Here is an 8,115-nt window from a genome sequence, read left to right as displayed (position 1 = left end):
GCGTGAGTCCCTGAACACCGGAAAACTCGACAGTGTGGGGAGTGTTGCGCACGACAGTCACGGGCACCTCCTCGGCCGGATGCGTGGCATCGTTGCCAGGCATTACCCGCCTGACGTTACAGCGGTGAATTTTCGGCGCCGCGAGGGTCTATCCAGGTGAACACTCCTGACCACAACCAACGACCAAGGAGGCGACCATGCCCTCGATCACCCCCGCACTGTGGTTCGACCACAACCTGGAGGAGGCGGCGGCGTTCTACACCTCGATATTCCCGAACTCGTACATCGAGGACTTCAACCGAAGCACCGACGCCGGCCCCGGCGAACCCGGGTCGGTGCTGTCCGGCACCTTCGTGCTGGACGGGAACCGATTCATCGGGATCAACGGTGGTCCGCATTTCTCGTTCAGCGAGGCGGTGTCCTTCACGATCGACTGCAAGGACCAGGACGAGGTCGACTACTACTGGAGTCGGCTGACCGATGGCGGCGAGGAATCGCAGTGCGGCTGGTGCAAGGACCGCTTCGGTCTGAGCTGGCAGGTGATTCCAGGGCGGCTCTACGATCTGGTCAGCCATCCGGATCCGGCATGCGCCACCGCCGCCACCCAGGCGATGTACGGCATGAGCAAAATCGTCATCGCCGACCTCGAGAAAGCGGTGGCTTCGGTCTGAGCGGTTGGCATGACGACGTAGTTTGGAATCATGCCCGACCGTGCGCCGATGCCGAAACCCCGCTGGATCGATGTTCAAGCTCCGAACGTGGAGTTGAAGGCGTTGACGTGGGGGCCCTCCGATGGGCCAATTGCGCTGTGCCTGCACGGATTTCCCGACACCGCTTACGGCTGGCGCAATTTCGCGCCGCGACTGGCCGAGTCCGGCTGGCGCGTGGTGGCGCCGTTCATGCGCGGCTATGCGCCGTCGTCGATCCCGGCGGACGGCAGCTACCACATCGGCGCGTTGATGCACGACGCCCTGGAGGTGCGTGCGGCAGCCGGCGGCACCGACCGCGACGTGGTGATCGGCCACGACTGGGGTGCGATCGCGGCCACCGGCCTCGCCGCGATCCCGGACAGCCCATTCGCCAAAGCCGTGATCATGTCGCTGCCACCTGCTGCGGCGTTTCGGGGACGGATTCGCGATACCGGCCGGCTGCTGGCGCAGATCCCGCCTCAGTTGCTGCGCAGCTGGTACATCATGTACTTCCAACTGCCTTGGCTGCCAGAGCGTTCGGCGTCCTGGGTATTGCCGCGGCTTTGGAAGCGATGGTCACCGGGTTACGACGCGAAGACGGACCTGCGTCACGTCGACGCCGCGATCGGCACACCGGAGAGCTGGCGCGCCGCGCTTGGGCCCTACCGGGCCGCGATCCGCAACACCCGCCCGCCGACGCCGTACCGCGACCTGCACCAGCACTGGATGTCGAGGCCGAAGTTGCCGAGCTTGTATCTTCACGGACGCGACGACGGTTGCATGACATCGGCTTTCACCCGTTGGATACCCGACGCCCTTCCCGACGACAGCGATGTGAGTGTCGTCGACAGTGCCGGACACTTCCTGCAGCTCGACCAGCCGGACAGAGTCGCCGAGTTGGTGCTCGATTTCATCGGCTCGGCCCGCTGAGGGAATCGACCGAATCCTGCCTTAGAGGTCGTCGCGCTTGACAAAATGCGACGGAGTGCGGCAACGGAGCGAAGGGGTCGGCGCATGCTCGAAGTGATCGACAAAGGGTCTGCCACCGAATCGCATCCCGTTCCGCTGCTTTTTGTGCACGGTGCTTTCCATGCAGCATGGTGCTGGGATGAGCATTTCCTGGATTTCTTCGCGGCTCAGGGATACCACGCCATCGCGGTGAGCCTGCGAGGCCACGGGCAGAGTTCCGGCGGGGAGCGTCTGCGCTGGACACGAATTCAGGAATACGCGGACGACGTCGCCGAGACGGCGGCGCAACTATCGACTCCGCCGGTTCTGGTCGCGCATTCGATGGGTGGCTTCGTGGTCCAGCAATACCTGGAACACCACTGCGCCGCCGGGGCTGTCCTCGTCGCACCTATTCCGCCCAACGGCATACTTCGGCTGACCTTGAACATCGCGCTGCACCACCCGGTGACGTTCCTCAAGATCAACGTGCTGATGAGACTCGGCCCGCTACTCGCCACCCCGGATCTGGTGCGAGCCCTGTTGTTTTCCGCGTCCATGCCTGATCCGCAGGTCAACTCGTATCAGCGGCGTGTTCAGGACGAGTCGTACCGAGCGTTTCTCGACATGCTTGCCCTCGATCCGGTCAGGACCAAGCGCGTCAACCGCATCCCGATGCTGGTGCTGGGGGCCGAGCACGACGCGATGGTCACGCAGCGCGAAATTCATCGCACCGCTGCGGTCTACGGCGCTGAGGCGCAGATCTTCCCAGACATGGCCCACGACATGATGTTGGAGTCTGGATGGCAGTCAGTCGCTGAAAGAATCGGCAATTGGCTCACGGCCCGTGGGCTATGACGGATAGCCGGCCGACTGCGACCCGGATGACGGCGGTCGACGCGCAGTTTTATTGGATGTCGGCCAAGGTCCCCAGCGACGAGTTCTTGCTCTACGCATTCGACGGTGAGCCAACGGATTTCGGGCGCGCCATCGACGACGTACGCAGCAGGGCGCAGGCCTGTCCCGCATTGTCGGTGCGTGTCGAGGACGGATCACCGCTGACCTACCCGCGCTGGGTGTCGACGGTGATCAAGCCCGACCAGGTGCTGCGTCACCACCTGGATGACGCCAGCTGGGGTGGCTGCCTGGACGCGGTGACCAGGCTGGCTGACGACCAGTTGGACATCCGCCGGGCGTCCTGGCGCATGCACCTCTTCGCGCCGGTGCACGGCATTCCGGGCAGCACCGGCCCGGCCACGGTCGCGGTCATGCAGTTCGCGCACGCGCTGTCCGACGGTCCGCGGGCATTGGCCATGGCTGCCTGGCTGTTCGGCCGCACAACTCCGGTGCCTGAATTCGCACCGTCGTCGGGCTTCCTACCGTGGCGCGGCCTCGTTGCGGCACAAGCTCATCGCAGGCAGGTGCGCGATACCCGCGCCGGACTGTTACCTCCGGCGATCGGAGCGCGGCCGGCGCTGGCCACCAACGACCGCCCAACGGGCACGCGGTCCGTGCGCACGTTGCTGCGGCACCGCTCGCTGCTGCATGGCCCCAGCGCCACCGTCGCGGTGCTCGCCGCGGTGTCGGGTGCGCTCTCCGGCCACCTGGGCGAGGAGGTCGCGTCGATGGTGGCCGAGGTGACGATGGTCAAACCTGGTGTGCCTCATGGTCACAATCACTTCGCCCCGGTCACCGTCGGGTTGTATCCGGAGCTGGGTCGACAGGCTCGGTTGGAACGGATCGGCGCAGATTTGGCCAATGCCCGCCGCCGCTACGAGCACCCGGCGGTCCGGGCGGCGGACCGGGCATTTGCGGCCGTTCCTGCTCCGTTGCTGCGCTGGGGTGTCAGCCTTTTCGATCCCGAGGTGCGGCCATCGCGGGTATCTGGAAATACCGTGGTGTCAAGCATTTACCGGGTACCCACCGACCTGCGCCTTGGCGACGCACCGGTGCTGCTGACTGCCGTCTATCCGGGATTGTCACCGGTGATGGGTCTCACCCACGGCGTGTGGGGCGTCGGTGACACCGTGACCGTCAGTGTGCATGCGGCCGAGTCCGCTGTCGGTGACATCGACGACTATGTCGCCCGATTGGACGCCGAGCTGTAGCGAAAATGCTTAAGCATCATCGGTTTCGCGGGTCCGACCGGTGGCCAGGATCAGCTCTCGTGCAGCTCGAACCGGGTGATGCGCTGGTAGGGCTCGCTGAATCGCCGCCGCGAGTCGCGGGCGAACTCGGCCGAGCCCTCTGCGGCCAAGGCTTTTTCGACGTCGTCGCTGAACCGGAGGTCTAGCAGGGTGTCCCTTGTGAACCAGAACCTCCGGCGGAGACGACGCGTCGCCATCCAGCAGTATCACGGGTCGTGTGGGCATCCTGATGATCAGGCTCGGCCGCCCAGGATGCCGAATCCGACCTCGGCGTCTGACCCCGCGGCTTCGTTGGCCCAGACCGTACCGTGGCGGCGGTTGTGCCACGCGGTGCCTAATCAGCGCCCGATGTTGCCGGCGCCAATGATCGCGACCTTTATTGCCGCTCCTTTGCGATGTGTGCGGCCGGCAGGTTACCTCTAGCTATCCCGTGCCTAGCTGATGATCTAGGTTGACGTCTATGAATGATGCCTATGACGTCGGGTTGCTGATCCTGCGGCTAGTGCTGGGTTTGACGCTGGCCGCACACGGTTTCAACAAATTCTTCGGTGGTGGCCGGATACCGGGTACCGCGGCTTGGTTCGAAAGCATCGGTATGAAGTACGGCACGTTTCAGGCCGTCGTTGCCGCGACGACGGAGATCAGCGCGGGCCTGGGCTTGGCTGCCGGCCTGCTGACTCCCATCCCTGCCGCCGGTTTCGTGGCGCTGATGCTGGTCGCGGCGTGGACCGTGCACCGCCACAACGGCTTCTTCATCGTCAAAGAGGGCTGGGAGTACAACCTGGTTCTGGCGACCGCGGCGGTGGCCGTCGCGACCCTGGGCCCGGGGCGGTACAGCCTGGATTACCAGATCTTTGGCCGTTACCTCTTTCACCCCGGCTGGCACGGACTCTTCGGTTCTTTGCTGCTGGGCATCGGTGGGGCGCTCGGCCAGCTGGCGCTGTTCTACCGGCCGCCGGTCAAGCAGACTCAGTAGCTGGCGAATACGGCAGGCCGCTGCCGGTGTTCTCGTCGACCGCGACGCGTCGGCCGAGGTAGGGAAACGCCCGCTGCGCGCAGGCCGAGCGGTTGCAGATCTTGCAGCCGGCGCCGATCGGGACGGCGGTGCTCGGATCGTCGAGCGCGATTCCGGTCGAGTAGACCAGTTTGTCGGCGTGCATCAGGTCACAGCCCAAACCGATGGCGAAGCTCTTGTGCTGAGCGAGATAGCCCTGACCTTCGGGCGCGGTGGTCTTGGCCAGCCAGAAATACGAACGGCCGTCCGGCATCTGGGCGACCTGCGTGATGATCCGCCCCGGCTGGGCGAAAGCGTCGTGCACAACCCACAGTGGACAGCTGCCTCCGACCCGGCTGAAGTGAAATGCTGTGGCGGACTGACGTTTTGAGATGTTGCCGGCCTTGTCGGTTCTGACGAAAATGAACGGCACGCCGCGCTGCTGCGGCCGCTGCAACGTCGAGAGCCGGTGACACACCGTTTCGAATCCGACCTCGAAACGGCGGGCCAGCAGGTCGATGTCGTAACGTAATTCGGCTGCCGCGCTGTGGAATTCACGATAGGGCAGCAGAAATGCGCCGGCGAAGTAGTTGGCCAGACCGATGCGTGCGACACCGCGGGATTCCGGGGTGAGCTGGTCGTCGGTGGCCACGATCGCCGACAGCAGCTCCGGTTGACTCACCAGGGCCAGCTGGGTGGCGATCTGAAATGCGCGCTGGCCCGCCAACAACCTCTGCGCGATCCGTAGCACCTTGGTCTCCGGGTCGTACCAGCGCTTGGCGTGCGCGGGAAGATCGGCGTCGACCACCACCCGCACACCGAACCGTTCGTGCATCAGCGCCGACAGCTGGACGTCCAGGCCGCCCAACGTCATCCCGTTCTGGACGAACATCCGCTCGGCCGCGATGTCGAGTTCGCCGATGTAATTGTTGCGGTCGTAGAAGAAGTCCCGCACTTCCTCGAACGGCATCGGCCGCTCCGCGGGCTGCGGCGTCTCGGTCGTCGCGTGCGAGCGATAGGCCTCCAGTTCCTCGGTGGCGTCCCGCAGTCGCCGGTACACGGTGACCAGGTTGCGGCCCACGTCGGGCATCCGTGCCACCAGTTCCTCGATGTGCATCGAGCTGACCGAGTCGTCGGGGCTGGTGGCGGTGAAGACGTCGGACAGGTCGGCCACCAGCCGGGCGTCGGAATCGGTGGAGAAGTAATTCGACGGCAGGTCGAATCGCTCCGCGACGGCCACCAGCACCGGCACCGTGATGGGCCGCTGGTCGTTTTCCAGCTGGTTCACGTAGCTGGTGGACAGATTCAGCGTCCGCGCCAACGCCGCTTGGCTCAGGCCGCGCTCGTTTCGCAGCCGCCGCAGCCGGGCACCCGAAAAGATCTTCGCCACGCGTTGACACTTTACTCCGCGGTGGCTTACACAATATTCGCAATTTGCGGCGAGTCAGGACGCAAAAATACGCATGTACAGGTACTTTCCCTCGCCGCCGACTTTGCATAGTGTGCGAACTATGTTGAACCATGAGGTGCGGACCCACCGCAGCGCCGACGACTTCCCGATCACCGAGCACCTGGCCTACAAGATCGCGCAGGTTGCCGCCGACCCGGTTCCGGTAGCTCCGGAGACCGAGGCCATGGTGATCAACCGGATCGTCGACAACGCGGCGGTCAGCGCTGCGTCGGTGCTGCGGAGATCGGTCACCACCGCCCGGCACCAGGCTGTGTCTCATCCGGCTACGCCGGGTACCCCGGGCGCGACGGTGTTCGGCGTCGACGGCAGTTACTCGGCCGAGTGGGCGGCCTGGGCCAATGGCGTCGCAGTCCGCGAGCTGGACTACCACGACACCTTTCTGGCCGCCGAGTACTCGCACCCCGGCGACAACATCCCGCCGCTGGTCGCGGTCGCCCAGCAGCTCGGTGTGCGGGGCAACGACCTGATTCGCGGTCTGGCGACGGCGTACGAGATTCAGATCGACCTGGTCAAGGGAATCTGCCTGCACGAGCACAAAATCGACCACGTCGCGCACCTCGGCCCGTCGGCGGCGGCCGGACTGGGCGCCATGCTGCGACTCGACGTCGACACCATCTATCAAGCGATCGGCCAGGCGCTGCACCTGACCACCGCGACTCGGCAATCCCGCAAGGGATCGATCTCCAGCTGGAAGGCCTACGCGCCCGCCCTGGCCGGCAAGGTCGCCATCGAGGCCGTCGACCGCGCCATGCGCGGCGAAGGATCACCGGCGCCCATCTGGGAAGGCGAGGACGGCGTGATCGCCTGGCTGCTGTCCGGCGCCGAGCACACCTACCAGGTGCCACTGCCGGCGCCGGGGGAGGCCAAGCGGGCCATTCTGGACAGCTACACCAAAGAGCACTCCGCCGAATACCAGAGCCAGGCGCCCATCGACCTGGCCCGCCGGCTACGGACGAGCATCGGCGATCTCGACCAGATCGCAACGATCGTGCTGCACACCAGCCATCACACCCACCACGTGATCGGCACCGGTTCCGGCGACCCGCAGAAGTTCGACCCCGACGCCTCGCGGGAGACGCTGGATCACTCGTTGCCGTACATCTTCGCCGTCGCGCTGCAGGACGGCGCCTGGGACCACGAACTCTCCTATGCCCCGGAGCGTGCGCACCGGCCCGACACCGTCGAGCTGTGGCGCAAGATCTCCACTGTCGAGGATCCGGAGTGGACCCGCCGTTACCACTCGAGCGACCCGGCCGAGAAGGCCTTCGGGGCGCGCGCGGAGGTGACGCTCAAGAGCGGCGAGGTGATCACCGACGAGCTGGCCGTTGCCGACGCACATCCGCTGGGCGCGAGGCCATTCGGGCGCGAGCAGTACATCGGCAAGTTCACCCATCTCGCCGACGGTGTGGTGGATCCCGCTGAGCAGCAACGGTTCCTGGACGCCGTGCAGCGTGTTCGCGAGTTGAAGGGCGATCAGCTGGGCTCGCTGAACGTACGGGTGCTGCCCGAGGTGCTGGACAAGGCGCCGACGATTCCGTCCGGGATCTTCCGGTGACCGGGCTGCTGGCGTCCGCGTCCAGCGCCGCCGACAAGCGGGCCGCCTTTCGGGCCGTGATGAATTCGGGCCGGCTGCAACGCTTCCCGGGCGCTTTCTCCCCGTTGGTGGCCAAGCTTGTCACCGAGATCGGATTCGAGGGGGTTTATGTCTCGGGTGCGGTGTTGTCCGCCGACTTGGGCTTGCCCGACATCGGGCTGACCACGCTGACCGAGGTGACCACGCGCGGCGCGCAGATCGCGGCGGTCACCGACCTGCCCACGCTGATCGATGCGGACACCGGATTCGGCGAACCGATGAGTGCTGCGCGCACC

Annotated in this window: 9 protein-coding genes; 7 read left to right on the top strand and 2 right to left on the bottom strand. The window is 65.6% G+C overall.

Annotation, left to right across the window (positions count from 1 at the left end; translation table 11 throughout):
* Positions 1-197 precede the first annotated feature (197 nt).
* From WAN02_RS28705 to WAN02_RS28690, 4 genes are all read left to right on the top strand, one after another.
* The gene (locus WAN02_RS28705) at positions 198-671 is read left to right on the top strand and encodes a VOC family protein (RefSeq protein ID WP_422268781.1); all 474 of its coding nucleotides are present in this window, start codon (positions 198-200) and stop codon (positions 669-671) included.
* A 48-nt stretch (positions 672-719) separates the two neighbouring features.
* Entirely contained in the window at positions 720-1,619 is a 900-nt protein-coding gene (locus WAN02_RS28700) for an alpha/beta fold hydrolase (protein ID WP_422268780.1), read from the top strand.
* An 84-nt stretch (positions 1,620-1,703) separates the two neighbouring features.
* Positions 1,704-2,492 carry an alpha/beta hydrolase gene (locus tag WAN02_RS28695; RefSeq protein ID WP_422268779.1) on the top strand — a complete coding sequence of 263 codons (789 nt, stop codon included), beginning with the start codon at positions 1,704-1,706 and terminating at the stop codon, positions 2,490-2,492.
* 26 nt (positions 2,493-2,518) lie between these two features.
* Positions 2,519-3,742, top strand: a complete 1,224-nt coding sequence (locus tag WAN02_RS28690; protein WP_422268782.1) for a DUF1298 domain-containing protein — start codon at positions 2,519-2,521, stop codon at positions 3,740-3,742.
* Between the two features lie 50 nt (positions 3,743-3,792).
* On the opposite strand, the gene WAN02_RS28685 is transcribed toward WAN02_RS28690, so the two are convergent.
* Entirely contained in the window at positions 3,793-3,978 is a 186-nt protein-coding gene (locus WAN02_RS28685) for a hypothetical protein (RefSeq protein WP_422268778.1), read from the bottom strand.
* Between the two features lie 263 nt (positions 3,979-4,241).
* On the opposite strand from WAN02_RS28685, the gene WAN02_RS28680 reads away from it, so the two are divergent.
* Entirely contained in the window at positions 4,242-4,757 is a 516-nt protein-coding gene (locus tag WAN02_RS28680) for a DoxX family protein (RefSeq protein WP_422268777.1), read from the top strand.
* Here WAN02_RS28680 and WAN02_RS28675 read toward each other — a convergent pair.
* Positions 4,741-6,165: a short-chain fatty acyl-CoA regulator family protein gene (locus WAN02_RS28675; RefSeq protein ID WP_422268776.1), complete on the bottom strand. Its 1,425-nt coding sequence runs from the start codon at positions 6,163-6,165 to the stop codon at positions 4,741-4,743. The genes WAN02_RS28680 and WAN02_RS28675 overlap by 17 nt on opposite strands.
* 121 nt (positions 6,166-6,286) lie before the next feature.
* Here WAN02_RS28675 and prpD point away from each other — a divergent pair, with 121 nt between their 5' ends.
* Complete coding sequence (prpD, locus tag WAN02_RS28670; protein WP_422268775.1) at positions 6,287-7,801, top strand: 2-methylcitrate dehydratase PrpD; 1,515 nt, start codon at positions 6,287-6,289, stop codon at positions 7,799-7,801.
* The coding region (locus WAN02_RS28665; protein WP_422268774.1) for an isocitrate lyase/phosphoenolpyruvate mutase family protein at positions 7,798-8,115 on the top strand (318 nt) is incomplete at its 3' end. The genes prpD and WAN02_RS28665, both read left to right, overlap by 4 nt.

This window comes from Mycobacterium sp., assembly GCF_049281135.1.
GTDB lineage: Bacteria > Actinomycetota > Actinomycetes > Mycobacteriales > Mycobacteriaceae > Mycobacterium.
Note: the sequence above shows the minus strand (reverse complement) of the source record. Positions and strands in the feature narration are given on the sequence as shown.